This window comes from Aestuariispira ectoiniformans (genome assembly GCF_025136295.1).
In the GTDB taxonomy this organism is placed as follows: Bacteria; Pseudomonadota; Alphaproteobacteria; order UBA8366; family Aestuariispiraceae; genus Aestuariispira_A; species Aestuariispira_A ectoiniformans.
Genome location: NZ_CP062788.1, coordinates 3,409,950 through 3,435,748, shown reverse-complemented (window position 1 = coordinate 3,435,748; position 25,799 = coordinate 3,409,950). Strand labels below are relative to the sequence as shown.

The 25,799-nt window shown below is 56.6% G+C and carries 24 protein-coding genes, 1 tRNA gene and 1 pseudogene; 21 read left to right on the top strand and 5 right to left on the bottom strand.

The window, feature by feature from the left end:
* The 9 genes from rplO (at position 1) to IF205_RS16085 (ending at position 9,210) form a co-directional block, all read left to right on the top strand.
* On the top strand, positions 1-531 hold the full coding sequence (gene rplO / locus IF205_RS16125; RefSeq protein ID WP_259780382.1) for a 50S ribosomal protein L15: 531 nt from the start codon (positions 1-3) through the stop codon (positions 529-531).
* A 118-nt stretch (positions 532-649) separates the two neighbouring features.
* Positions 650-1,996 carry a preprotein translocase subunit SecY gene (secY, locus tag IF205_RS16120; RefSeq protein ID WP_259780381.1) on the top strand — a complete coding sequence of 449 codons (1,347 nt, stop codon included), beginning with the start codon at positions 650-652 and terminating at the stop codon, positions 1,994-1,996.
* Complete coding sequence (locus IF205_RS16115; protein ID WP_259780380.1) at positions 1,993-2,637, top strand: adenylate kinase; 645 nt, start codon at positions 1,993-1,995, stop codon at positions 2,635-2,637. Before secY ends, IF205_RS16115 begins: the two co-directional genes overlap by 4 nt.
* Before the next feature lie 227 nt (positions 2,638-2,864).
* Positions 2,865-3,233: a 30S ribosomal protein S13 gene (gene rpsM, locus IF205_RS16110; RefSeq protein WP_259780379.1), complete on the top strand. Its 369-nt coding sequence runs from the start codon at positions 2,865-2,867 to the stop codon at positions 3,231-3,233.
* A gap of 17 nt (positions 3,234-3,250) precedes the next feature.
* A complete protein-coding gene (gene rpsK / locus IF205_RS16105; protein ID WP_259780378.1) occupies positions 3,251-3,637 on the top strand; it encodes a 30S ribosomal protein S11 in 387 nt (128 codons plus the stop codon).
* Positions 3,638-3,847: 210 nt separating this feature from the next.
* Complete coding sequence (locus IF205_RS16100) at positions 3,848-4,864, top strand: DNA-directed RNA polymerase subunit alpha (RefSeq protein ID WP_259783301.1); 1,017 nt, start codon at positions 3,848-3,850, stop codon at positions 4,862-4,864.
* Positions 4,865-4,949: 85 nt separating this feature from the next.
* Positions 4,950-5,378 carry a 50S ribosomal protein L17 gene (rplQ, locus tag IF205_RS16095; RefSeq protein ID WP_259780377.1) on the top strand — a complete coding sequence of 143 codons (429 nt, stop codon included), beginning with the start codon at positions 4,950-4,952 and terminating at the stop codon, positions 5,376-5,378.
* A gap of 195 nt (positions 5,379-5,573) precedes the next feature.
* Positions 5,574-6,470, top strand: a complete 897-nt coding sequence (locus IF205_RS16090) for a zinc metalloprotease HtpX (protein ID WP_259780376.1) — start codon at positions 5,574-5,576, stop codon at positions 6,468-6,470.
* Positions 6,471-6,708: 238 nt separating this feature from the next.
* Positions 6,709-9,210, top strand: a complete 2,502-nt coding sequence (locus tag IF205_RS16085) for a sensor domain-containing protein (RefSeq protein ID WP_259780375.1) — start codon at positions 6,709-6,711, stop codon at positions 9,208-9,210.
* Positions 9,211-9,275: 65 nt separating this feature from the next.
* Here the strand turns inward: IF205_RS16085 and IF205_RS16080 are convergent, their stop codons facing one another.
* Positions 9,276-9,938, bottom strand: a complete 663-nt coding sequence (locus IF205_RS16080) for an alternative oxidase (RefSeq protein WP_259780374.1) — start codon at positions 9,936-9,938, stop codon at positions 9,276-9,278.
* 164 nt (positions 9,939-10,102) lie between these two features.
* Positions 10,103-10,179: transfer RNA gene (locus tag IF205_RS16075), tRNA-Pro, on the bottom strand.
* A 109-nt stretch (positions 10,180-10,288) separates the two neighbouring features.
* Between IF205_RS16075 and IF205_RS16070 the strand changes: the two genes are divergently transcribed.
* The 4 genes and pseudogenes from IF205_RS16070 (at position 10,289) to IF205_RS16055 (ending at position 13,178) form a co-directional block, all read left to right on the top strand.
* Positions 10,289-10,837, top strand: coding sequence for a DUF924 family protein (locus tag IF205_RS16070; RefSeq protein ID WP_259780373.1), 549 nt, complete (start codon positions 10,289-10,291; stop codon positions 10,835-10,837).
* Positions 10,838-10,930: 93 nt separating this feature from the next.
* Positions 10,931-11,170 carry an HP1242/YdcH family protein gene (locus tag IF205_RS16065; RefSeq protein ID WP_259780372.1) on the top strand — a complete coding sequence of 80 codons (240 nt, stop codon included), beginning with the start codon at positions 10,931-10,933 and terminating at the stop codon, positions 11,168-11,170.
* 107 nt (positions 11,171-11,277) lie between these two features.
* Positions 11,278-12,584, top strand: a pseudogene (locus IF205_RS16060) (IS1182 family transposase).
* Positions 12,585-12,866: 282 nt separating this feature from the next.
* Positions 12,867-13,178, top strand: coding sequence for a YcgJ family protein (locus IF205_RS16055; protein ID WP_259780371.1), 312 nt, complete (start codon positions 12,867-12,869; stop codon positions 13,176-13,178).
* A 17-nt stretch (positions 13,179-13,195) separates the two neighbouring features.
* Here IF205_RS16055 and IF205_RS16050 read toward each other — a convergent pair whose 3' ends face one another.
* Positions 13,196-14,056: a LysR family transcriptional regulator gene (locus tag IF205_RS16050; RefSeq protein WP_259780370.1), complete on the bottom strand. Its 861-nt coding sequence runs from the start codon at positions 14,054-14,056 to the stop codon at positions 13,196-13,198.
* A 106-nt stretch (positions 14,057-14,162) separates the two neighbouring features.
* On the opposite strand from IF205_RS16050, the gene IF205_RS16045 reads away from it, so the two are divergent.
* Together IF205_RS16045 and IF205_RS16040 are read left to right on the top strand one after the other, a co-directional pair.
* Positions 14,163-15,152: a zinc-dependent alcohol dehydrogenase family protein gene (locus IF205_RS16045; protein WP_259780369.1), complete on the top strand. Its 990-nt coding sequence runs from the start codon at positions 14,163-14,165 to the stop codon at positions 15,150-15,152.
* Positions 15,153-15,270: 118 nt separating this feature from the next.
* Positions 15,271-15,867 (top strand): NAD(P)H-dependent oxidoreductase, encoded by a 597-nt coding sequence (locus IF205_RS16040; protein WP_259780368.1) that lies wholly within the window; start codon positions 15,271-15,273, stop codon positions 15,865-15,867.
* Positions 15,868-15,916: 49 nt separating this feature from the next.
* Here IF205_RS16040 and IF205_RS16035 read toward each other — a convergent pair whose 3' ends face one another.
* Complete coding sequence (locus tag IF205_RS16035; RefSeq protein WP_259780367.1) at positions 15,917-16,936, bottom strand: polyprenyl synthetase family protein; 1,020 nt, start codon at positions 16,934-16,936, stop codon at positions 15,917-15,919.
* Positions 16,937-17,057: 121 nt separating this feature from the next.
* On the opposite strand from IF205_RS16035, the gene IF205_RS16030 reads away from it, so the two are divergent.
* The 5 genes from IF205_RS16030 to IF205_RS16010 all read left to right on the top strand — a co-directional run bounded on the left by IF205_RS16030 (position 17,058) and on the right by IF205_RS16010 (position 20,540).
* Positions 17,058-17,267, top strand: a complete 210-nt coding sequence (locus IF205_RS16030; RefSeq protein WP_259780366.1) for a putative signal transducing protein — start codon at positions 17,058-17,060, stop codon at positions 17,265-17,267.
* Entirely contained in the window at positions 17,264-18,031 is a 768-nt protein-coding gene (locus tag IF205_RS16025) for a tRNA1(Val) (adenine(37)-N6)-methyltransferase (RefSeq protein ID WP_259780365.1), read from the top strand. Before IF205_RS16030 ends, IF205_RS16025 begins: the two co-directional genes overlap by 4 nt.
* 270 nt (positions 18,032-18,301) lie before the next feature.
* The gene (gcvA, locus tag IF205_RS16020) at positions 18,302-19,207 is read left to right on the top strand and encodes a transcriptional regulator GcvA (protein WP_259780364.1); all 906 of its coding nucleotides are present in this window, start codon (positions 18,302-18,304) and stop codon (positions 19,205-19,207) included.
* Positions 19,208-19,299: 92 nt separating this feature from the next.
* Complete coding sequence (locus tag IF205_RS16015) at positions 19,300-20,169, top strand: S49 family peptidase (protein ID WP_259780363.1); 870 nt, start codon at positions 19,300-19,302, stop codon at positions 20,167-20,169.
* 89 nt (positions 20,170-20,258) lie between these two features.
* Positions 20,259-20,540, top strand: coding sequence for a hypothetical protein (locus IF205_RS16010; protein WP_259780362.1), 282 nt, complete (start codon positions 20,259-20,261; stop codon positions 20,538-20,540).
* An 81-nt stretch (positions 20,541-20,621) separates the two neighbouring features.
* On the opposite strand, the gene IF205_RS16005 is transcribed toward IF205_RS16010, so the two are convergent.
* Positions 20,622-24,188: a CHASE domain-containing protein gene (locus tag IF205_RS16005; protein ID WP_259780361.1), complete on the bottom strand. Its 3,567-nt coding sequence runs from the start codon at positions 24,186-24,188 to the stop codon at positions 20,622-20,624.
* A 448-nt stretch (positions 24,189-24,636) separates the two neighbouring features.
* On the opposite strand from IF205_RS16005, the gene IF205_RS16000 reads away from it, so the two are divergent.
* Complete coding sequence (locus IF205_RS16000) at positions 24,637-25,788, top strand: phosphoserine transaminase (protein WP_259780360.1); 1,152 nt, start codon at positions 24,637-24,639, stop codon at positions 25,786-25,788.
* Positions 25,789-25,799 lie beyond the last annotated feature (11 nt).

Below are 25,799 nucleotides of genomic sequence, written 5' to 3'. Positions count from 1 at the left end.
ATGAAACTGAACCAACTGTCTGACAACGCTGGTGCCGTCAAGGACCGCACCCGTGTTGGTCGCGGTATCGGCTCCGGTAAAGGTAAGACCGGCGGCCGCGGTGTGAAGGGTCAGAAGTCCCGTTCCGGCGTTTCCATCAAGGGCTTCGAAGGCGGTCAGATGCCGCTGTATCGTCGCCTGCCGAAACGTGGTTTCACCAACGCACCGTTCCGCAAGGAACACGCCGAAGTGAACCTGGGCCGCGTGCAGAAAGCCATTGATGCGAAGAAGCTTGATGCTTCCAAGCCGGTTGATGCCGCTGCTCTGATCGCTGCTGGTCTGGTATCCAAGGAATTGGACGGTATCAGCCTGCTGGCGAAAGGCGAACTGACCACGAAAGTGGACTTCCAGGTAGCCCGCGCTTCCAAGACGGCAATTGCTGCTGTCGAGAAAGCCGGTGGCTCCGTTTCCCTGCCGGAAGTGAAAGCTCCCGCCAAGGAAGGAAAAAAGGCCGCTCGGAAGGCCGCAGCCCGCGCCAAGCGTGAAGGCTAAAATTTCGAATTGACGCTGTTCCGGCCCCGAACTGTTTGACCAGTCGGGGCCGGACTGCTATTTCGGAACCGAATTCCGAACAGGGTTCTTGTTTGTGACTATTTGACGGGATACGACGATGGCATCAGCCGCTGAACAGCTAGCTGCTAATTTCAATTTCGGATCGCTGGGTAAGGCGACTGAACTTAAGAAGCGGATTTGGTTCACTCTAGGCGCGTTGATCGTATATCGACTCGGCACCTATATTCCGCTGCCGGGTATCGATCCCACCATTCTTCACGATATTTTTGAAAGTCAGTCCGGCGGCGTCCTGGGCATGTTCGACATGTTCTCCGGTGGTGCGCTTCGCCGTATGACGATTTTCGCTTTGAACATTATGCCGTATATTTCGGCGTCGATCATTATGCAGCTCCTCACTGCTGTCTCCCCCCAGATGGAGGCGATGAAGAAAGAAGGTGAGGCGGGCCGCAAGAAGATCAACCAATACACCCGCTACGGCACCGTGCTGCTGGCCGCTGTCCAGGGCTACGGGATTGCTGTGGGCCTTGAGGGAATGCAAAGCTCTGCCGGCGGTAGCGCCGTGATGGATCCGGGCCTGTTCTTCCGGGCAACCACCGTCATCACGCTTGTTGGCGGCACCATGTTCCTGATGTGGCTGGGTGAACAGATTACCCAGCGCGGCGTGGGTAACGGTATCTCCCTGATCATTTTCTCCGGTATCGTCGCCAACATTCCCCGGTCCCTGGCCAGCACCTTCGAGCTGGGCCGCACCGGTGCCTTGCCGACGATCCTGATCCTGGGCCTGATGGTGATGGCTGTTGTCGTTATCGCGGGCATCGTCTTCATGGAGCGTGCGCAACGCCGGATCCTGATTCAGTATCCGAAACGTCAGCATGGTAACAAAATGTTTGGCGGTGAAAGCTCTCACCTGCCGCTGAAGATTAACACCTCCGGTGTGATCCCGCCGATCTTCGCCAGTTCGCTGCTTCTGATGCCGCTGACGCTGACGGGTTTTGTCGGTGGGAACAGCCCGGAATGGCTGCAGACCGTTTCCGCCCTGCTGGGCCGTGGACAGCCCTTGTTCCTGGTGCTTTACGTCACACTGATCGTCTTCTTCGCCTTTTTCTATACTGCGGTTGTTTTCAACCCGCAGGAGACGGCGGACAATCTGAAGAAATACGGTGGGTTCGTTCCAGGCATTCGGCCGGGTAAGAATACGTCGGACTATCTTGACTACGTCCTGACACGGCTGACGGTCATCGGCGCGGCTTATCTGTCGGTCGTCTGTATCCTGCCGGAAATCCTGATTTCACAATGGGCGGTTCCGTTCTACTTCGGCGGTACCAGCCTGTTGATCGCCGTGACCGTGACCATGGATACGGTCAGCCAGATCCAAAGTCATCTGTTGGCCCATCAGTATGAAGGGCTGATCAAGAAATCAAAACTCAGGGGGCGTCGTCGATGAACATAATTCTGTTGGGCCCGCCGGGCGCGGGTAAAGGCACCCAGGCAAAGCGTCTGGAGGATAGCAGGGGCATGGTCCAGCTTTCCACCGGAGACATGCTGCGCGCTGCGGTGAAGGCCGGAAGCGAAATTGGCCGGAAAGCCAAAGCGATTATGGATGCCGGTAAACTGGTCGATGACGAGACCATGATCGGGATCATCTCCGACCGCCTGGACCAGCCTGATCTGGCCAACGGATTTATTCTCGACGGTTTCCCCCGGACGGTTGCCCAGGCCGAAGCGCTGGACAAGCTGCTGTCCGATAAGGGTATGAAGCTGGACGCAGTGATTGAGATGCAGGTGGACGACGCTGCGTTGACCGCGCGGATCACCGGCCGTTATACCTGTGCCAAATGCGGCCAGGGGTATCACGACGAATTTCAAAAGCCGGAGAAGGAAGGCGTCTGCGACAAATGCGGCAGCACTGAGTTCTCCCGGCGTGCGGACGACAACGCCGAAACCGTGAAATCGCGGTTGGAAGCCTATCATGCGCAGACGGCGCCGATCCTGCCTTACTACAAGGGAAAAGGGACGTTGAAGGGCGTCGACGGCATGGCTGACATTGATGATGTCACCAAGCAGATCGAAGGAATTCTGGGCTAAGCACAAATTTGTTCCGTTTCTACCCGGCGGAGCGTTGACATAGGCTTTTCGATGCCTATAATTCGCGCCGCCTTTGACCTCGTACACCTCTCTTCACTACGACGAAGGTCACATGCCAAGGGGTTAGTATCTAGACCAGCCGGGCAGGGCAAAAGATCGAAGGAACAAGCTGACGCCCCGAGTAAGACGGAGCGCACTTGCGCATATTTTTGTAGAGGAGAGACACCGTGGCTCGTATCGCTGGTGTAAACATCCCGACTGGTAAGCGGGTCGTAATCGCCCTGACTTACATTCACGGGATCGGCCCGAAAATGGCCAAAGAGATTTGTGAAAAATGCAACATCGACGCTCCGCGTCGTGTCAACGAACTGTCTGACGACGAAGTGATTCGTATCCGTGAGACGATCGACGCCGACTACACCGTTGAAGGTGATCTGCGCCGCGAAGTTGCAATGAACATCAAACGCCTGATGGACCTGGGTTGCTACCGTGGCCTGCGTCATCGTAAGGGCCTGCCGGTGCGTGGTCAGCGGACCCACACCAACGCACGGACCCGTAAGGGCCCGGCGAAACCGATTGCCGGTAAGAAGAAGTAAGAAGGTAGGCTCGAGATATGGCTAAGGCACCTGTACGGAAGCGTCGCGAGCGTAAAAACATCACCTCTGGCATTTGCCATGTGAATGCGACCTTCAACAACACCATGATCACCATCTCCGACGTTCAGGGGAACGCGATCTCCTGGTCCTCCGCCGGCATGATGGGTTTCAAGGGCTCCCGTAAGTCCACTCCGTATGCTGCGCAGATTGCCGCTGAAGATGCTGGCAAGAAAGCTCAGGAACACGGTATGAAGACCCTGGAAGTAAACGTGAAGGGCCCGGGTTCCGGTCGTGAATCCGCTCTTCGCGCGCTGCAGGCGATTGGTTTCACCATCACGGCGATCCGTGACGTGACCCCGATCCCGCACAATGGTTGCCGTCCGCCGAAACGCCGCCGCGTCTAATCGCGACTGTTGTTCGGCGTACGTTAGTACGTTTGTACATACCGGCGCGTCTCAATTTTTTTGAGGCGTGCCGGAGTTTCTAAAGGGCGCGGAACGGCAGGTTCCAAGCCTCAGCCGGGAGAGGTTCCGAAGGAATGGGAACCGAACCGGCCAAAACTGTTTGGGCTTGCATAAGAACAAAGGCAGGATTCTATGACGGAAAATGCTGCGATGGTGCAGAAGAACTGGCAGTCGCTGATTAAGCCGACCAAGCTGAACGTCACCCAGAAAGGCGACGGCAGCCGGATTGCGACCGCTGTGGCCGACCCGCTGGAGCGTGGTTTTGGTCTGACCCTGGGCAACGCGCTGCGTCGCGTACTGTTGTCCTCGCTGCAGGGGGCTGCGGTTACCGCGATTCAGATCGACGGCGTGCTGCACGAATTCTCCTCCATCCCGGGTGTGCGCGAAGACGTCACCGACATCGTGCTGAACGTGAAGGCTTTGGCCCTGCGTATGCACGGTGAAGGTCCGAAGAAAATGCGCCTGTCCGTCGAAGGCCCCTGTGAGGCGACTGCTGGCATGATCGAAACCGGCCATGACATCGAAGTCATGAACCCGGATCTCGTGCTCTGCACGCTGGACAAAGGCGCGAAGCTGAATGTCGAATTCACCGTCGACAACGGCAAAGGCTATGTCCCGGCTGCCCAGAACCGTCCGGAAGATGCGCCGATCGGCCTGATCCCGGTCGATTCCATCTTCTCCCCGGTCCGTAAGGTTTCCTACAAAGTGGACAACACCCGTGTCGGTCAGCAGACCGACTACGACAAACTGTCCATGAGCATTGAAACCAACGGCGCTGTTACCCCGGATGATGCGCTGGCACTGGCTGCCCGTATCCTCCAGGATCAGCTTCAGGTCTTCATCAACTTCGAAGAGCCGGAAGTTAAGGAAGAGGAAAGCAAGGCTTCCGAACTGCCGTTCAACAAGAACCTGCTTCGCAAGGTGGACGAGCTGGAACTCAGCGTCCGTTCCGCGAACTGCCTGAAGAACGACAACATCGTCTACATCGGCGATCTGGTTCTGAAGACCGAAAGCGAAATGCTGCGTACGCCGAACTTCGGCCGCAAATCGCTCAACGAAATTAAGGAAGTCCTCGCGCAGATGGGCCTGTCCCTCGGCATGGACATTCCGCAGTGGCCGCCCGAGAATATCGAGGAGTTGGCCAAAAAGCTGGAAGAGCCGTTCTAAATAGGACGAATCTTCACGCTTAATCCAGCGCCGGCAGTAGCCTTGAGCGACCGGCGCATAACTTTGAAGAAGAAAGGACTAAGCCATGCGTCATGGTAACCTGGGCCGTAAACTGAACCGTACGGCATCTCATCGTAAAGCTATGTTCTCCAACATGGCTAACGCGTTGATCAAGCACGAGCAGATCAAAACGACCCTGCCGAAAGCTAAAGAACTGAAGCGCGTCATGGACAAGATCATTACCCTTGGCAAAAAGGGTGGTCTGCACCGTCGTCGCCAAGCATTCGCCATTCTGCGCGACGATGCCATGGTTGCAAAGCTGTTCGACACGCTGGCAGAGCGTTACACCGATCGTCCGGGTGGTTACACCCGCGTCCTGAAAGCAGGCTTCCGTTATGGTGATGCCGCGCCGATGGCCGTGATCGAACTGGTCGACCGTGATGAAGATGCCAAAGGTCAGGATTCCGGTCCGACCCAGGATATGGCTGAAGAAGCCGAAGGTACGGAAGAATAATCGTACCGGTCATTGAGACTTTAGAGTGGGGCGCCTTCGGGCGCCCTATTTTTTTTGCTGTTCCGGTCCCATATTCGTTGTGATGCGATGCGGGGCGGATGAAAGGCGGCAGTCTTTGCTCTGGGTCATAGGGGCGGGACGAAGATCGCGATACTGTCCGGTGATATAGCATCTTAGCAAGAACGGAACAGGGCGATGAAAAGGCAACGGCAACTGGAGGGATACAAGAGCAGGGCATTTGCTTATACGATTCTGCTGATCATTGCTCTTATTGTCATCCTGCTGGTCTGTGGCTGGGTCGTCGGGGGCTCTCAGACCATTCTGGCCATTGCAGTTGCCTCGCTGTTCATTTTTCTGGCTGCCCCTCGTCTGTCGCCTGATTTGGTTATGCGGTTTTACCGCGGGCGCAAAATTCCATACAGCGAACTGCCTGAACTGCACGATGACCTGGAGGGGCTGTGCAGGCGGGCTGGACTGGTGAAAGTGCCAAGCCTATATCTTCTCCAGGTGCCGGCACCGAACGCCCTGTCGACCGGCGCCGCAGAGGAGGCGGCTATCGCCGTATCCAGCGGCAGTTTCAGGCTGTTGAACGAACGAGAACTGGTTGCCGTAATGGCCCATGAGGTGGCGCATATCGTTCACGGCGACAACAAGCTGATCCTGGTGACCGAACTGGTGCGGCAGGCGGTTGGCACCGTTTCCATGCTCGGGATCATGGTCGGTATTATCGCTTCCTGGCTGTCGCCGGATGTGCATATTCCTGTGTGGATTTTTGTACTGCTGGCTTTTGCCCCCATGGCTGCTTTCCTGTGCCAGAGGGCCATTTCGCGCCTTCGGGAGTTTGCTGCGGATATGAAAGCGGTTGAGCTGATGGAGGACCCTGAAGCCCTGGTAACAGCCCTGATGAAAATCGATCATCATTCCCGCAGCATGTTCAAACGTCTGTTTGGCGTCGAGAAGGACCGGGACCTTCCCACGCTGCTGCAAAGCCATCCGGACATAGGCGAAAGGATTGAAAGACTGATGGTGCTGGCCAAGGATATCAGTCCGAAATCGCCAGTCTTTCATCGGCGACTCCACTCTCGTTTTTAGTCTCGCTTCCAGAGCAAGGTATCCTGATACAAACCTTTGCTGGTTTTATTGGTATTTAGGTATACTTGAAATTGTTAATTGGAAAATTTGACTTAGGTCATGGCTGCAAATTGGCCTGCAAGCTTAGGAAAGCCTCATAAATGTATTGAGGTGTTCCAGATGGAAATCTCAAAAGAATAACCTTGTGGGATGGTGTGATTTGTTTAGAGGCTGCAGGACGGAAGAGGAGGGGAAGCCTTTGGGGGTTGGCTGGCTCCACAGCGTTTCAGAGGAAGACAGCGAAAGCGCCCTTCGCGAAGTTGCCGATGCCTATCAGCGATTGATTGATTTCCTTCCCGAAGCTGTTCTGTTGCATGTGGACGGCAATGTTGTGCATGCGAATTCGGCGGCGGCGGAATTGTTCGGGGCAAAAGACGAAGCGGATTTATTTGGCCGGTCCGTGCTTTCCTTCGTGGCCGAAGACTATCTGGATCTGGTTCGGGAGCGTATTACGAGAACCGGAGATGGGCGGCAGGTGTCCGAGATAGTCGAAGAACAATTGCTGCGCCTCGATGGGACGCGCTTCCCGGCGGCGGTTACCTCGGCACCGGCTTATTTCCAGGGGCAGAATGCTTGCCAGGTCGTGATTCGCGATCTGTCACAAAGCCATCAGGTCCGGCAGGAACTGGACCATGAGCGCAAAATTCACCAGCGTATTATCCAGACGAGTGTAGCGGCCCTTATCCGGGTCAACGCGGACGGGCGCATTTGCTTTGCCAACCGTTTGGCCAAGTTGACCCTGGGGGACGGGCGGCAGGATATCCTTGGATTTTCCATCCTTGATGACATGTGGCGGTTTGAGGATCGGGACGGTAATGCCCTGACGCCGGATAAAACGGCCTTTGCGAAAACCCTCAAAAAGGGATTGCCGGTGCATGGGTCGGTTCTGGCGATTACGCCCCCCTGGGGGCAGCGGCGGCTTGTGCAGGTAAATGGCAGTGCCTTGCGCAGGGAGGATGGTGAGATCGAAGAAGTGGTCTTTGCCATCGAGGATATCACTGAATATGACAACACCGCGCGCCGCCTGCGTCTTGCCGCCTCGGTCTTTGATGCAACAAGTGAAGGCATCATGGTGACAGATGCGGATTCGCGTGTCCTTAGTATCAATGATGCCTTTACCCGGATTACCGGCTATGAATTGGATGAAATCCGGGGGAAGTCTCCGGGCTTTCTGACCTCCGGGCGTCACGACAAGCATTTTTACGCGGACATGTGGCAATGCCTTCAGGAAGAGGGATGCTGGAGCGGCGAAATCTGGAACCGGCGTAAAAACGGTCAGGTCTTTCCTGAATGGCAAACCATCAACGCCGTCAAGGACGACCTTGGCCGCATCACCAACTATGTGGCGGTCTTTTCCGATATCACCCAGATCAAGGAATCCCAGGAAGAGATCGAGTTTCTGGCGAATCACGACCCGCTGACGGGTCTGCCGAACCGGAACCTGTTGGTTGACCGCGTGAACCAGCAGATTCAGTTGGCGCGGCGCGAAAAAGCCGAATTTGCCCTGATCGTATTGGATCTGGACCATTTCAAATACATCAACGACAGCCTGGGGCACAGTGTCGGCGATGAACTGCTGGATGCCACGGCACATCGCCTGAAGGCGACCGTGCGCGATATGGATACGGTTGCCAGGCTTGGCGGGGATGAGTTTGTCATCCTCCTGAGTACCCCGACAGACCTTGCCGTGGTTCAGCGCATTGCACCGCGCCTGATAAACGCCTTTGACCAGCCGTTTAAATGTTCCGGTCGGGAACTGCATATCACACCCAGTTGCGGGATCGCCTTCTGGCCGAAGGATTCGGAAGACGCACGGGGCCTGATCCAGAATGCGGATGCAGCCATGTATCAGGCCAAACGTCGGGGGCGGAACCAGTATGCCTTCTACACCGGGGAAATGACCGATGAGGCCATGCAGCGGGTCCAGCTGGAAAACGCGTTGCGGGTCGCCCTGCGCGAAGGCCAGCTCAGGCAGTATTATCAGCCGCAGGTGGATGCTGAGAGCGGCTTGCTGTCAGGGGTCGAGGCGCTGGCACGTTGGGAGCACCCGGATTTCGGGATTATACCGCCGTCGGTCTTTGTGCCGTTGGCCGAGGAAACGGACCTGATCATTCTGTTGGGCGAATGGGCGCTGCGGCAGGCTTGCAAACAGATGAAAAGCTGGCTGGAACAGGGATACAAGTTGCAGCGTGTCGCAGTGAATGTCGCCGGGGTGCAACTGGAACAGATGACCTTTGCCGACAGCCTGCTTGATATCCTTGATGAGTCGGGGTTGCCGCCGGAATATCTCGAGATTGAGATAACCGAAGGCTGGGCGATGGATAATCTTGAAAGTATTACGCCTGTCCTGACGCGGTTACGCGGCCTGGGCATCGAGGTCGCCATCGACGATTTCGGTACCGGATATTCTTCGTTGAGCCGGTTGAAACAGCTTCCGGTCGACACCCTGAAGGTGGACCGTTCCTTCGTGATGAATATTCCCGACGATCCAAGCGATATGGCGGTTGCTAACGCGGTTATCGCACTGGCGCAGATCATGGGCAAAAAAGTTACAGCGGAAGGCGTGGAAACCGCAGAGCAGGAAGATTTTCTCGTCAAACACCGCTGTGACCGCTTGCAGGGTTTTCGATATGGAAAGGCCTTGTCCGTGGAGGAGCTGGAAGCCCTGATGCATCAGCAGGAAGAGAAGCCGCAGACCTAATCTGAACGCCCCTCTCCGGACCGGAGAGGGGCGAACGCCGCCGGGCAGCGTTGGGTTAGCGACCTTTAATGCGACGGCGTATGTGCTGGCTGCCTTTGCTGGCTGGCCAATTCGTTGGCGAAGTTGTGATTCACGTCCCGGTGTCCGGCCTCATCCGCACGGATGACTTCAACCACATCCCGCAGGCGGGCGTTTTGCGGCAACTGCCAATAATCTATGGCGATATCGGGGGCGGGGAGATTGTCGTGTCGGCCCCTGTCTATTTCCGCCAGATATTGGGTATAGCTGATAACCGCCTCCTCCTCGAAATAACCGACAATCCGATGTGCGGTTTTTGCAGAGATCAGATAGGTCAGGAAGAACAGATTGTAGAATATGCCCTGCACCGTGAGGATAAGCGCACGTTCCAGCCAGGACGGCCTTGCGATCTCGATGAAGGTCATCAGATGCATGCGTTCGTTTTCCGCTTCGTCGAGCAGGGTTGCGATCCAGCCGTCGTCCTTTTCCATTCGGCGTAGACAACGCAGATGGATCAACGAGGCGGCAACCATGCCCGGTACGGCGGCGACTGTCTCCAGAACAATGGCCCTGTGGCCATATCTTTTGGCAAAGAAGGTATCGGCGAAGAAACGAAGCAGTTTAACGAAACGATAGGCGACAGTGTCACTCGGGCTTTTGGGTGTATGGTGACGGTCAAGCCTGACTGCCGTATGGGATTGTTGGGCCATAATTCTGACCTCCGCTCGGTTATCACTGATGACAAGATAAACTGGGAGTAGTTGATTATGGGATGTGGTTACTTGCCGCGTGACAGGCTGTCGCGCGACTGGATGCCGCAAAGAAAAACGGCGCTTCGAACACTGTCGAAAACGCCGCTTTTGTGTCGGATAAATGGTCGGAGTGGCAGGATTTGAACCTGCGGCCCCTGCCTCCCGAAGACAGTGCTCTACCAGGCTGAGCTACACTCCGTTGGCCGACGACGCGCCTTATAAACGCTGGTTGGGGGTCTGGCAAGTGGTTTCAATAAAGTTTTTTTACAGTCATTATAGGCAGGGTTAAAAAGCCTTGGGAGACAGCCATGTCGGAAACGAAAATTCACGAAATTCTCACTTTCTGGTTTGAGGAATGTTCGCCGGAACAATGGTTTAAAAAAGATGATCAGTTCGATGCCCTGATCCGTAGTCGCTTCCTTGAGACCTATGAGGAGCTGGTGGCGGGGAATCACGGTGACTGGCGGGAGACCGCAGAAGGATGCCTGGCCGAAATCATCCTGCTGGATCAGTTCAGCCGTAATATGTTCCGGGACAATCCAAAGGCTTTCGAGGCGGACCCGCAGGCACGCGCCTGCCTGCATCATGCCCTGGCCCATGGGTTCGATCAGGAATTGACGACGGCCCAGCGCAATTTCCTTTATCTGCCGCTGGAGCATAGCGAGGACGTCAAGGATCAGGAGCAGGCTGTAGAGCTGTTCACGGCCAATGGCGACGAGACGACAACGGATTATGCCATTCAGCATAAGGTGATTATCGACCGTTTCGGGCGTTTTCCCCATCGCAACAAAGTGCTGGGCCGGAAGTCGACGCAGGAGGAAGAGGAATTTCTCACACAGCCGGGCTCGTCTTTTTAATCGATGCTTGATCCAGGACAAAGCGACGGGAAACGCCCTGCGCTATCTTTCAGACAGACCAAATAACTTGGGTATTAGAAGGAGATAGCGTTGATGTTGAGTGAAACGCATGACTTGGTTCACGAATTGCCGGAATTTCGTGACCTTATTCATGAACTGAAAACCAAGGACAACCATTTCGCTCGGCTTTTTGATGAATATCATCGCGTGAACAAGTCTGTCCTGCGTATGGAAGAAGGGGTGGAAAACGTCTCCGACGAAACCCTGGAGGAAGAAAAGAAAAAGCGCCTGGCACTGAAAGACGAATTGTTCAAGATCCTGCAGGCGGCGTGATCCCCTGTAAACGCCACTGCAGAGAAAATGAGGCCGGTCCTATGGATCGGCCTCAGACTGCTGACAAAGGTCTCGCGCAAGCGGGGCCTTTGTGATTCTATTGTCTTATGTTGAAGAAGCCCCAGCCTGAACAGGGCCGACTTGAGATGGTGACATTGGAGGGTCTGGTGCCTGCGGATCACCTGCTTCGCAAGATCGATGCGGTGATCGACTTTTCGTTTATCCACGACCGGGTGGCCGGTCTGTATTGCGCGGATAACGGCCGCCCGGCGCTTGCCCCGGTGATGCTGTTCAAGGCGCTGTTCATCGGCTACCTGTTCGGCATCCGCTCGGAGCGGCAGTTGGTGCGGGAGATCGAGGTGAATGTGGCCTATCGCTGGTTTCTGCGCTTGGGCCTCACCGACAAGGTGTTCGATGCCTCGACACTGTCGCAGAACCGCCGCCGCCGCTACCGGGATGTGTCTGTGGCGCAGGATATTTTCGATCACATTGTCGAACAGGCGATTGCCAAGGGTCTTGTGGACGGCACGGTGCTTTATACCGACAGCACCCATCTGAAGGCCAATGCCAACAAGAACAAATGGGACAGCCAAGTGGTCGCCAAGTCCCGGGCCGACTATTGGGACGCGCTGGACCTGGCGGTTGAGGAGGATCGGGCGGCCCATGCCAAAAAGCCGCTGAAGGCGAAGGAACGCGCGCCCGGGCAAAAGGAGACCAAGGTCAGCCGCACCGACCCGGAAGCCGGTTACATGGTGCGTGAAGGCAAGCCCAAGGGGTTCTTTTATCTGGATCACCGCACGGTGGACGGGCGTTATGGCATCATCACCGATACTCACGCCACCCCGGCCACTGTGCATGACAGTATCCCCTATCTGGACCGGCTCGACCGGCAGCGGGATCGCTTCGGCCTGGATGTCCAGGCGGTCGGGCTGGATGCAGGCTATGCCACGGCGGGCATCGCCAAGGGGCTGGAAGACAGGGATATCCTCGGTGTGACCGGCAGTTAGACGGTTACCGCTGTCCGCAGGGCCAGCTCCTGAATTATGCCACCACCGACCGCAACGGCTATCGCCATTACAAAAGCGCCCCGAAGGTCTGCGCCACCTGCCCGCTGCTTGCCTCCTGCACCGGCAGCGCCAAACACACCAAAACCGTCACCCGCCATGTCTGGCAGGACGCCCGGGAGCGCACGGACGCCCACCGTCTCACCGACTGGGGCAAAAGGCTCTATAAAAGACGCAAGGAAACTGTAGAACGCTCCTTTGCCGACGCAAAGCAGCTCTTCGGACACCGATACGCCCGCTTCCGCGGCCTCATCGCCGTCAAAACGCAATGCCTGCTCGCCGCCGCCGCCCAAAACATCAAGAAAATCGCCCTCGCAATGGCCCCAAAAACCGAAACCAGCCCGATCTGATCGAAAGGGGACTTATCACTCTCCCTCAAAAACAACCGGCAAACATCCAAAACTAAACCCCGCCGAATATCGACGGGGTTTGTCAACGGTCTGAGGCCGGTCCTATGGATCGGCCTTTTTCTGGTCACAGTCATTTTCTTTAATCCCGGAAGAGTAACCTTCTGATTCGATTGTCTAATGACCAAATATTTCCGATTTATATATTTAACTGCTTTGGTTCCCGTGCTTCTGGCGGGTTGTACGGGGGAAGCGACACGGCATTTGCCGGAAGGGGCTGTCTATTTGACGGAACCGACAACCTATTCCCCACATGCAGGTGTAATTTGCGACGAACCGGGTGAGGGACTGGCAGACGCCTGTTTTGACCGATACGGCATTTCCCTTGGACTGACCGAGGTGTATCTGGGCCATACCGCACAGGATCGTGTCATGGCAATGATCAAGGAGGCGGGGGACAGCTTCAACAGTTCTCTGTTTACGCTTAGTGACGGTGTTACTTGCGATGCCAAGCGTCGAAAATGCTGGCACGGCCGCGCCAATCCGGACTATGGCACGCCAGCACCCCGTCACACAAAGGCCCTGTTTGGTTCCTGAAGCCTTTGCGTCGTCTGTCAAACCTGCCGCGTTTGCGGTGCTTCAAGAATGAGGTCGAGGAAGGCGCGTAGCCTCGCCAGGCGTCTCAGGTCACGGTGATAGCCTAACCAGGTATCCCGCCCGGGTGGGGGATCGGCCAGTTCGATTAGGCGTAGTCCCATCGTTTTGTCGCCCAGTGGGCGCGGAAGCACGGCCATACCGACACCGTCTGCACATAGGGCGGCTTGCACATCCCGGTTGTTGCTGCGCATGGCAATCCTGGCGTCGGGGAAACGTTGTGCCATCCAGACCGCATCGGGCATGCTGCCAAAGGCCTCGTCCATGGTGATGACGTGCCACCCCTTGCCGTTTCCTGGTGAGGGATCACCTGCCGCTTCCGGGACATAAAGCCCATAGGGAATATGCATCAGTTTTCGCGATACCACATCCGGTTCGGTAAAGGGGGTGATGCGAAACACAAGGTCCGCTTCGCGGCGTGTCAGGTCGGCCAGGCGTGCCTCGGTCAGGATTTCGACCTCGACATTGGGATGCTGTCTGGCAAAGGCAGCAAGGATTGGTGCAAGGATATGCAGGCCAAACCAGTCGGAGCAGGAAATTCTGAGCAACCCGGTCAAACCGCCGTCGTCGCCTGTCAATTCACGCTGGAATGCGAGTGCCTCGTCTTCCATACGTTCCGCATGACCCAGCATGATATGTCCCTCGTGGGTCAGGACAAAGCCGTCGGCAGTGCGTTGGAACAACCTATGGCCGATGGCATCCTCAAGGGTCCTCAGGCGACGGCCCATTGTCGGTTGCGTCAGGCCGACAGTCCTGGCTGCTCCACCCAGAGTTCCTTCCCGGGCGATTGCCAGAAAAAGCCGTATGTCGCTCCATTCCATGAAAGCCTCATGCAAATATGAATGATGATTGTGCAGTATATATGATTTTCATGCAAATTTAACTGAACAAATATACTGGAAACGGCATTTAAAGGAGTAACAAGCCATGACCAGTATGAAAGCTCTTGTTCTTGAAACCTATGGCGACGAATTCAGTCTCAACAATATTGCCCGCCCGGTTGCTGCGGAAGGGCAGGTTCTGGTGCGTATCAAGGCAAGCGGGGTGAACCCGCTGGATACCAAGATCCGTGCCGGCCAGGCCGATCACGCCCGCCATCCGCTGCCTGCGATCCTGGGAATTGATCTTGCTGGCGTTGTCGAGGCTGTTGGCCCCGGTGTCACCGGCTTTCGGACCGGCGATGAAGTCTATGGCATGACAGGTGGTGTCGGCGGTCATCAGGGATCGCTTGCGGAATATGCCGCAGTTGATGCGCGGCTGTTGGCCTTGAAACCTTCCAACCTCTCCATGCGCGAAGCCGCCGCACTGCCACTGGTGACCATTACCGCCTGGGAAGGTCTGGTGGATCGCGTTGGCGTGAAAGCCGGGCAGCGCGTGCTGGTGATTGGCGGTGCCGGTGGCGTCGGCCATATTGCCGTGCAGATCGCCCGTGCGGTCGGGGCAGAGGTTTATGCCGTCGATAGCGCCACGAAAGCGGACTATATCCGTAGTTTGGGCGCGACGCCGATCGACTATACGGTGGAGACGGTCGAGGATTATGTAGCCCGTTATACCGACGGCAAAGGCTTCGATGTGGTCTATGACACATTGGGCGGGCCGAATCTGGACAATGCCTTTAAGGCGGTGAAACGGTTCGGCCATGTAGTGACGAGCCTCGGTTGGGGAACCCACGCCCTGGCACCGCTCTCTTTCAAGGGCGGAACCTATTCCGGCGTCTTTACCCTGTTGCCGCTGTTGAGCGGGGAGGGGCGCGAACATCACGGCGAGATCATGCGTGAGGCCGCAAAACTGGTGGAAGCCGGTAAACTGGCACCGAATCTCGATCCGCGCCGCTTCACACTGGAGACCGTCATCGACGCCCATAAGGCTGTTGAAGAGAGGACGGCGTCGGGAAAGCTCGTGGTTGATATCGACTAGGGTGGACTGTGAGATTGCTGTAACCGGCGTGGGAAAGCCCGCGCCGGTTTTCTCTTGTAAAAAAGCTGCATCATTCTCATCCTTGGGCCGCCTGTAACATTTTGCAATCGGGGGAAGCATGAGGGCGCAGATCATTATTGGGCATCCGGCTGCGGACAGTTTCAATCACGCTCTGGCGGAACAGGTGCGGGAGGTCTGGCAGAAGGCAGGTTACGATGTCACCCTGCATGACCTGACGGCAGAGGGCTTTGATCCCTGTCTCACCGCAGCGGAAGCGCGTGGCGCGGCAACCGAAGACCCGCTGGTCCAGCAGCATATCGAGGAATTGCGCGCCAGCGACCTGCTGGGCGTCATCCATCCCAATTGCTGGGGCGCGCCACCGGCGATCATGAAGGGCTGGATCGACCGCGTTTTCGCGCCCAATGCCGCCTATACCTTTGCCAAAGGCGATGACATGGGGGATGAACCTATCGGCCTGTTGAAAACCAGGGCGGCTTTGGTTCTCAATACCGGGAATACGCCGCAGGATCGTGAAAAGAATGTCTTCGGTGACCCTCTGGAGCGAATCTGGCGCGACTGCGTACTCGACTTCTGCGGCATTGAACGGATGGAACGCCGCCTGTTCGGTGTGATCGCGACCAGTACGGCGGCGGAACGGGCTGCCTGGCTGGCGGAGGTAGAGCAACTGGCAGTGCGCCTGACCGATGCCACATAAAAAAAACCGGCCATGAAGACCGGTTTTTCGTTTTGATGTTTTGTCCCGCTTAATAGGCGCGGTAGATGCAGAAGTCGATGAGTTCGACCAACGCATCCTTGATGTCGCTGTCAGGGAAGATGCCCAATGCATCGCGGGCGATTGCGCCGTAATGGCGGGCCCGGTCAATGGTGTCTTCCAGGGTGTTGTGTTTTTCCATGAGCGATACGGCGTGTTCGAAGTCGCCTTCTTCCTGCTCCACACGTTCAATCGTGCGCAGCCAGAAGTCGCGTTCTTCCTCACTGCCGCGACGCCATGCCAGGATAATCGGCAGGGTGACTTTGCCTTCGCGGAAGTCGTCGCCGATATTTTTGCCCAGCTCCGCCTGTTTTGCGGAGTAATCCAGGACGTCGTCGATCAACTGGAAGGCAATGCCCAGATTCATGCCGAAGCTTTCCAGCGCCTCTTCCTGGGTCTTGGGCTTTTCGGCGACAACCGCGCCGATCTGGCTTGCGGCAGCAAAAAGTTTGGCCGTTTTGGACCGGATGACTTCCAGATAGGCTTCTTCCGTTGCCTTGGGGTCATTGGCGGTCATGAGCTGCATGACCTCGCCTTCGGCGATGACCGCGGAGGCTTCGGACAGAATCTTCAACACAGGAAGGCTGCCGTCAGCGACCATCAACTGGAAGGAACGGGAGAAAAGGAAATCCCCGACCAGCACCGATGCCTTGTTACCCCAAACGGCATTGGCACTGTCCTGGCCACGGCGCAGGTCGCTTTCGTCGACTACGTCGTCATGCAGCAGGGTCGCCGTATGGATGAACTCGACGCAGGCGGCCAGGCCGATATGGCGCGAGCCGGTATAACCACAAAGCTGTGCAGCAGCCAGCGTCAACATCGGACGCAGGCGTTTGCCGCCTGCGGCGATGATGTGACCCGCAAGCTGCGGAATCAAGGCCACCGGGCTTTGCATGTTGTCGATAATATGCTGGTTGACCCGGACGATGTCCGCTTCGGTCAGTTTCACCAACTGATCTACGCTGGGGGCCTTTTCAGGCTGTTTGTCCCCGATATTGACTACCACGCCCAATGATCGGCTCCTGCCCGTTCTTGACGTTACTAAAATCCCTCGACACCATAGTTATCCCCGCCTCCCGGTCAAGCGGCGTTACGGGGAGTGAATATCATATTACCATACATGGAAACATTTAATGAAAGAACTGCTTCGAACGAACAACGAAGTCCGCCTGTCCTACCTGATTGCGATGCTCGGGCAGCGGGGAATCGAGGCAGAGGTATTTGACCGTGGATTCAGCGTGGCGGAAGGATCGCTGGGGGCCATTCCGCGCCGCCTGATGGTGGACGAGGATGACTATGACGACGCCAAAACCATCCTCAAGGATCTGGGAGAGGACTGGTGAGCGCAGTGCCTTTTGAGACGACGCAGGACGACTTCCTCGGCGGAAAGCTTAGCATATGCCAGCCCAAGGTTGGATATCGGGCAGCCATGGACCCGGTTCTTCTGGCAGCGGCAGCCCCGGCGTTGCGGCGGGGCAGGGTCCTGGATGTCGGCGCAGGTGTCGGCACGGCGGGGCTTTGTTATCTTGCCCGCGTGCCCGGACCGGAACTGGTGGCGCTGGAGTTATTGCCCGAGTTGGCGGCGCTGGCGGAACGCAATGTTGCTGCCAATGGCATGGATGATCGAGTGACGGTCGTCAGGGGCGATTTGTCGCAGCATCGCTGTGGCCATGTCGTGCCCAACTCCTTTGATCTGGTTATCACCAACCCGCCTTACATGCCGGGGGAGGCCGCCAGCCCGTCGCCCAATGCCATTCGCCAGACGGCCAATGTGGAAAGTCATGTGCCGTTGGCCCAATGGCTGGATTTCTGTCTTAAAATGCTGAAGCAAAAAGGAACGCTGGTGATTGTTCAGCGTGCCGATCGCCTGGACGATATTCTGGCGGCCCTTCATGGCCGGGCCGGCGAAGTGACGGTAATTCCCCTTTGGCCCAAGCCGGGACGGGAGGCAAAACGGGTCCTCGTCCGTGCCCGCAAGGCGGTGAAAGGGCCTGCAAGAATGACCGCCGGGCTGACGCTGCACACGGATTCCGAACGCTATACAAAAAAAACGACGGCCATTCTGATGCATGGCGCGTCGCTGGAAGAGGCTTTGGAAATCAGCTAGTTGAAAGTCAGTCTTTCAACTTTTTATAGGTCCGGAACAAAACCCACCCCTCTTGCTTGTGGATTTTTTTCCGGGCGGGAAGCTCCGTTCCCGCATAGGGGTTCATTCCCGTCGGATCATACGGAGGAATGCGGGTTGCGGTGAATATGGACTCGGCAAAGATATTCATCATCTTCCGTCTCCTTGCGCTTTGTGTTACCTCCAATATGATGGTTTTTGGATTTATATGCCACGCAGCAATACTTTTGGTTGTGTAAGGTGAACTAACATATGTCGATTCGTTGGGACTTACCGCCCCTGACGGCCCTGCGCGCCTTTGAAGCGGCGGCGCGAAATCTGTCCATGAGCCGCGCGGCGGATGAGTTGAACGTGACCCATGCCGCAGTCAGTCAGCAGGTGCGCGCCCTGGAGGAACGATTGGGGCTGCGTCTTTTCGTGCGTCAGGGAAAAGGCGTTATGCTGACCCCGGAAGGGACCTGCTATGCGGAACAGTTGCGGCGGTCTTTCGAGATTATGGAGGAGGCGACGCGCGATGCCCGCCGTCAGTCTGAAACGCGGCCCTTGGAGGTTTCCACGACAACGGCCTTCGTGTCGCGGTGGCTTGTTCCACGACTCGGACGATTTCAGGCCGCCTATCCGGACATCCAGTTACGCCTGAACCCCAGCCGACAACTGGTGGATTTTGACCGCGAGGCGGTTGATGTGGCGATCCGCTATGGCAATGGCCAATGGCCCGGCCTGGTAGCAGAGCGTTTCATGGCGGGACGGATGGTGGCGGTCTGCCATCCCGACCTCCTGGAGCCGGGCAAGACCGCCTTGGAACCGGCGGACCTCAGCCGGTATAACCTGTTGCATGACGCGGATTATGCCGAATGGAAACAGTGGGTCATGGAAAATGAGTGGAAAGATGTCGATGTGGAACATGGCATCGTTTTCAACATGACCTCGCTGTCCTATGAGGCGGCGTTGTCGGGGCAGGGCGTGGCGTTGACAGTTGAATCGCTGGTCCGAAAGGATATCGAGGCAGGCCGCCTGATCGCCCTTTATGATGAGGGCAAGAATTATACATCCGGTTATCATCTGGTGTACCGGGCCAAGGATGCCGGTCATCCCAATGTTGCGGCCTTTCTGCAATGGGTGCGGGATGAGGCGCAAGCGGATGTGGAAGGCGGCTGAGCGGACTGGAAAAAGACAGGTTGCCTCCCATATGTTGAGGCGCTACTCCTCCGAGCAGGAGTTTTCTTTGATTAAAACAGGTTGATTGACTGATGACGAATGAAAATGGCGGCTGGTTGCGTAAACTTCCCTTTGTCGGGAAAAAGCTGGCGGACCGTTTTGGCAAATCCGGCAATGTTGCGGTAATCCGCCTATATGGTGTCATTGGTCAGGCAGGGCTCATGAAAAAGGGGCTTAACCTGCAGGACCTCGAAGAGAGCCTTGAACAGGCCTTTGAGGTCAAAAAGCTGAAGGCCGTGGCGTTGTCGATCAACTCGCCGGGCGGGTCGCCGGTGCAATCCGCGCTGATTGCGGGCCGGATTCGTGAACTGGCTGCGAAGAACGAGGTGCCGGTCTATGCCTTTTGTGAAGATGCCGCAGCATCCGGTGGTTATTGGCTGGCCTGTGCGGGCGATGAAATCTACGCACAATCTGCCTCCATCGTCGGTTCCATTGGCGTGATTTCCGCAGGCTTCGGCTTTACCGAGTTGATCGAAAAAATCGGTGTGGAACGCCGCGTCTACACCTCCGGCGACAGCAAATCCCAACTGGACCCGTTCAAGCCGGAAAAGAAAGACGATATCAAGCATCTCAAGGAGTTGCAGAACGATATCCACGAGCAGTTCAAGGGCTATGTGCGCGCGCGTCGCGACGGCAAATTGCAGAAGGAGGAAAAAGACCTCTTCAACGGCAATTTCTGGACCGGGGCTGCGGCAGCGGATTTGGGGCTGGTTGACGGCCTTGGCGAGTTGAAGGCGGTTTGCCGCGACAAGTTTGGCGATAAGGTCAGCTTCAAGGACGTCAGCAAGCCCAAGGGCTGGCTGCAGAGAAAGCTTGGTATGGAGAGCCGCCTGGATGCGGTGGGCCGAGGCCTTATGAACCAGGTTGAAGAACGCTGGTGGTGGGGGCGCCTGGGGCTGTGATCCTCCGGGAATTTGTGACGACGAGAAAGGCGGCGGCTGCGACCATGAGGCGCTTGACGTTGGGCGTTGCCGCCCGGTAGAAATAATCCATGTTTGGTATTGGTTTTCAAAAACTGCTTCTGCTTGCCGCAATCATCTGGCTGGTCTGGTACGGGTTTAAATATCTGGGCCGCATCAACCGGGTAGAGCGGGGGGAACGTCGTCACGGCGAACGGACGATGGGAGAGCGCGTGCGCCGCGCAGCCCAGCAGAAAAACAACGACCATGCCTATCGGGCAGAAGTGGAAGACACGGAAAAATGCCCGGCCTGCGGGGTCTATTTCACCGTTGAAAGCGGCCATAACTGCGGCAAGAAGAACTGCCCTTACTGAGCCCAGGTCTGGGCACCTTTGAAAATTTCTACACTGAGTGACTGCCCGGTCGAAGGCCTGGCAGGATTTGGTGCGCCAAAGTCAGGCTGCCGTTCCGATGTTCCTGATATGGATGTTGGCTGATCGGTAGCCCTGTTCGATGCGGTCGAACTGATGCTGGATTACGGTGGACTCCGCATCGGGTTTTGTGCCTTGTTCGGCGTTGGATGCCTGGCTTTGCAGGGCCTGACATTCCCGACTTAGTCCCGTCAGGCCAATATTGCCGGCAACGCCTTTCAAGGTGTGGGCCGCGCGGGCAAGTTGGGACCAGTTCTCATTGGTAATTGCGTTTCGCATCATCTGTATCTGCTTGCTGCCTTCCTGTTCGAATAGGGCTGCTGCGTCAGGCACCATTTCCAGGGCCATTTTCAGTGTGTCATCGTTGATCGCCAGAGTGTTAACGTCTGGCGTTATGCCTGCGCTATTGTCCATCTCCAGAGCTTTGGCGGAGGCTGCTTCCGGGCCATTGCCCGGCATTGCGGCCGGTCCGTCGCCGACAACATGGCGCAGGGCGTCCTGCAGTTTTTCAATGTCCAGTGGTTTCGGGCATATGTCATCCATGCCGCTGGCTTTATATTGCCGGATTTTATCCTTATCCACATCGGCAGTCAGGGCGATGATCGGTATCTGTGCCCGTTCCGGGTCTGCCAGGGCGCGGATTGCCTGCGTGGCCTCCATGCCGTCCATCTCCGGCATATGGATGTCCATCAGAATGGCGTCGTAGGTTTTGTGCTTTACCGCCTCGAGCGCCTCGATGCCATTGCTGGCCGTGTCCGTGTGATGGCCGCGGGTTGCCAGCAGATTGGTGGTCAATGCGCGGTTAATGGCAACGTCATCCGCCAGAAGCAGGGTCAGCGGGCGCAGGCTGTCGGCGTCGTCTTCTGTCGCCTGCGCATTCTGTGCCGCGGAGGCCTTGTCCAGAGTAAGGGTAATCCAGAAGGTGCTGCCCTGGCCTGGTATACTGTCGACACCGATGTTGCCGCCCATTGCCTGGGTCAGACGTTTGCTGATTGCCAGCCCCATGCCTGAGCCGCCGTAACGGCGTCGGATTGAGCTGTCTGCCTGCGTGAAGTTTTCAAACAGCCGTGCAATCTGACCCGGCTCAATGCCAATACCGGTATCGGTCACGGATATTTTCAGGCGTTGTGCATTACGCATATCCGACAGGGTTTCCACGCGCAGGGTTATGTTCCCATTTTCGGTGAATTTGGCCGCGTTGGACAGAAGATTGCTCAAAATCTGGCGCAGACGTGTCGGGTCTCCCAGGTACCCCTCACAGATGGTGCTGTCGATCAGGAGGGAAAGGTGGTTGTTCCGTTCTGCTGCGGATATGGAAAAGACGCTGCGCAATTCGTCGAGAATCTCGGTCAACCGGAAGGAAATGTGCTCCAACTCGAGATTTTTTGTCTCGATTTTGACCATGTCCAGGACATCACCGATGAGGTCGTGCAGATGTTTTCCCGCCTTTTTCACGTGACCCAGGTATTCTTCGTACATGGTATGCCCCAGGGGGCCGTGAGGGTGGCTGCGGATCAGGTCCACATAACCTATGATCGCGTTGAGCGGCGTTCGCAATTCATGGCTCATCTGGGCGAGGAACAGGCTTTTGGCCTTGTTTGCCTCGCGCGCGCTCAGCAAAGCCGATTCCACTTCGGACTTTGCCTCATACAGTTCCCGGGTGCGGATTTCCACCAGGGCCTGCACCTCATCGCGGCGGCGATGCAGGGTATGGAAATAAACGGTTAGCGCCGTGGTGAGAAGTAACCCGAGGAGCAGTATGCCGACCACTTCATAAGGCACCCCATGCAACTGGCCAAATTGTTTGGAATCGACATCTATACGCCAACGCTGCCCGGCCAAAACCATGTCGAGCTGGGCCAGGTGATCCTCATGGCCCAGGAAAAACTCTTGATGTTGGTCCGGGGTAGGCGCGCTGTTGTAGAGGAGGCGTTCTTTATTGCCGTCTTCATAATCCACGATACGGATATTGAGCTTTTTCGCGGCTGGCAGCCGTTGGAATAAATGCTCGAAAAAAATATCCAAATCGTAGATGCCCAGCGCAAAGCCGGTATTGATCCGGGTTCCGTCCGGTGCCGGGCTGGAAAAGGTGGGGAGGAAGACGAGCAGGCCGTTGTGCGTTTTCTTTTGTTGGACCAGGGAAATGACGTTGGACATAGCAACGTCACCGCTGCTCAGCGCCTGTTTGATGGCGTTGCGTCGTGTTTCCAGATTGTCCGGCGCATAGCCGAGCGCAGGCGCATTGGGGGCATAGGGAACGACATAGGTCACTGGGAAATAGATATCGCGCGCCGGTGCGCGAACCAGTTTGCCATCCACTTTTTCCGTAATCTGGAAGTCCTTGTAGCCGAGTTGCCGCATTTTCTTTTCAAAGGCGTCTCTGTCACCCGGGTGAACGCGTGCGACCCATTCAAGGGCGGCAACGGTCGGGGTTTTGTCGACCCAGGGCGCGATATAGGTTTCGAAACTTTCGCGGGTTACCTCTTTCTGTGTTTCAAACAATGTCTTGATTGTAAAGAGCGGCGCTATCACAAGGTCCGCCTCATGGCGAATTGTGCCTTCAAGTCTCTGCGCCTGCTCAAGGGCATTTTCTGCCTGCGTGTGGTCGATTTGCTCCAGTGCAACCAGGGAGGCTGCGACTGACAGGGCGATCCCGACAACGGCCGCGCCGATGGTCAGGATATGGGAAGAAGTGCCTCGCCCGGTGTCGCTCTCCAGAGGGCCGGCCAGATTGATTATGGTCGAGGTTTTGCGTTGTACGTAGGCGGCGACCAGAAAGCTGGCCACTGCGATGACGATCTGGAAATTATAAAGTTCACGGATATTGCCCTGTATGTCGTCGTTGCTGAAGACGGCAGAGGTGCCGCGTGACATCATGAAAATGGCAATCGCGACAGAGAGCGCATTGATGGCGGCAACGCCCAACAGGCCACAGCGAACAGCAGCCCAGACGAGAAAGGGGATGATCCCGAAAAGGTATAGAATCTCCGGGCTGGCGAAGGATTCCGCGTTGTGGATCAGCAGGGAGGCCAGACCGGCGGTCGCAGGGAGGACAAGGCCTTCCAGATACCAGGTACGCGACATGCTTCGCCAGGGGTGGGTGAGGGCAAGCAGGGTGAAGGGTCCGAAGAACAGGACACCGACACCATCGCCCAGCCACCAGCCCTGGACGATCGTCAGAAATTCCCCCCAGCCGGTTCCGGTGGTCAGGCAAAGGGTGAGCGCCCCGTTTACTGCGGCGATCAAAGGGCTGATGACTGCACCGAGCAGGATGAAAAGCAGAAGATTGACGCTGTGAGTGAGGCGTCCATCCTGCTTGAAAGTGCGCAACAGCCAGGTGCCGGTCACGGCGGCCAGCGTATTACCCGCGGCAATCATGATGTTGGTCAGGGCGGGGGTATCGGTCGTGAAATTAACCAGAAGGGCGCCCAGATAGACGGCTGGCCAGATTCGATAGCCATACAGCAACATAACCGCCAGGGCGACCCCGGCAGGTGCCCAGACCAGTGTCACTGTTGTGCCGTAATAGGGTAGCTGCAATCCCACATAACCCAGCAGGAAATATGTTACTGCAATTGCAATCAAGCGCACTGCAGGCTGTCCGCCAAAGAAGCGCCGGCCAATTGTGTTCTCAATAAATGTCTGCACGTGAATGATGTACCGTTGTCCTGTCGTCTTTGCGCGATATTGGTGGATTTGTCCGATCCCCGTTCTACTTGCGAGTGGGAAATTACCATTACAGTCGTAAAAAAATCGTTATGAGGAATGAGGCAGTCCAACAAAAAAACTGGCAGAAAATGCTCTCTGAGAAATTTGCGATAACCAATTGTCAGGAATTGCTTTTTTGACTTTCGATTTGTCACACATCCATAGGGTGGAAACATTTTATGTTTTTTTGCGACCCTTTTCTGTTATTTCGCGACAAAAACCAGTTGCCTTTGAACAAGAAAGCATTATACCTCGCTGCACTGCACCCAAGCAGTGAAGCACAGGGATTCGACATTGTTCCCATCATTTAAAGCTTTGGAAGGATAGAGTAATGACCCAGCCGACAGTTCGGCCGGAACGGCCCTTTTTCTCCTCTGGCCCTTGTTCAAAACGTCCGGGATGGTCCTGGTCCGGTTTGGAAAATGCGCTGTTGGGTCGATCTCATCGTTCCGGTCCGGGTAAGGCGCGGCTGAAGGCCGTTATCGACGAGACCCGCGACATTCTCGGCATCCCGGAAGATTATAAAATCGGCATTGTTCCGGCCTCCGACACGGGCGCTGTGGAAATGGCGCTGTGGTCCATGCTGGGCGCACGCGGCGTCGATATGCTGGCCTGGGAAAGCTTCGGCAAGGGCTGGATTACTGATGTGCAGAAACAGCTCAAACTGGATGATGTCCGGGTGTTTGAGGCGGATTACGGCGCATTGCCCGACCTCACCCAGGTTGATACCGACCGCGATGTGGTCTTCACCTGGAACGGTACAACCAGCGGCGTGAAGGTTCCCAACGGTGACTGGATTGCAAGCGACCGCAAAGGCCTGACCATTTGCGATGCAACATCCGCTGTTTTCGCCATGGAGCTGCCTTGGGACAAGCTGGACGTGACCACCTGGTCCTGGCAGAAGGTCCTGGGCGGGGAAGGTGCCCATGGCATGATCGTGCTGTCGCCGCGTGCGGTGGAACGCCTGGAAAACTATACCCCGGCCTGGCCGCTGCCCAAGATTTTTCGCATGACCAAGGGCGGCAAGCTGATCGACGGTATCTTTACCGGTGCGACCATCAACACCCCCTCCATGATGTGCGTGGAAGATGTGCTGGATGCGCTGAAATGGGTGAAGAATATCGGCGGGCTTAAAGGCCTGATCGACCGTTCGACCAAAAACCTGCAGGTGGTTGAAAACTGGGTCGCCAACCGCGACTGGGTGGACTTCCTCTGTGCCGACAAGGCAACGCGGTCGAACACTTCTATCTGTGTGAAGCTGTCCGACGCCTGCCCCCTGACCGGGGATGCGCGGGCCAATGCGCCCAAGCAGATTTCCAAGCTGTTGGACGAGGAAGGCGTGGCCTTCGACATCAACGGTTATCGCGATGCGCCTGCAGGACTGCGCCTGTGGGGCGGGGCAACGGTGGAACCCACCGATATGGAAGCCCTGATGCCCTGGCTCGACTGGGCCTATGAGCAGATTTCGCAGCAGAACCAGTGATCAATCAGACG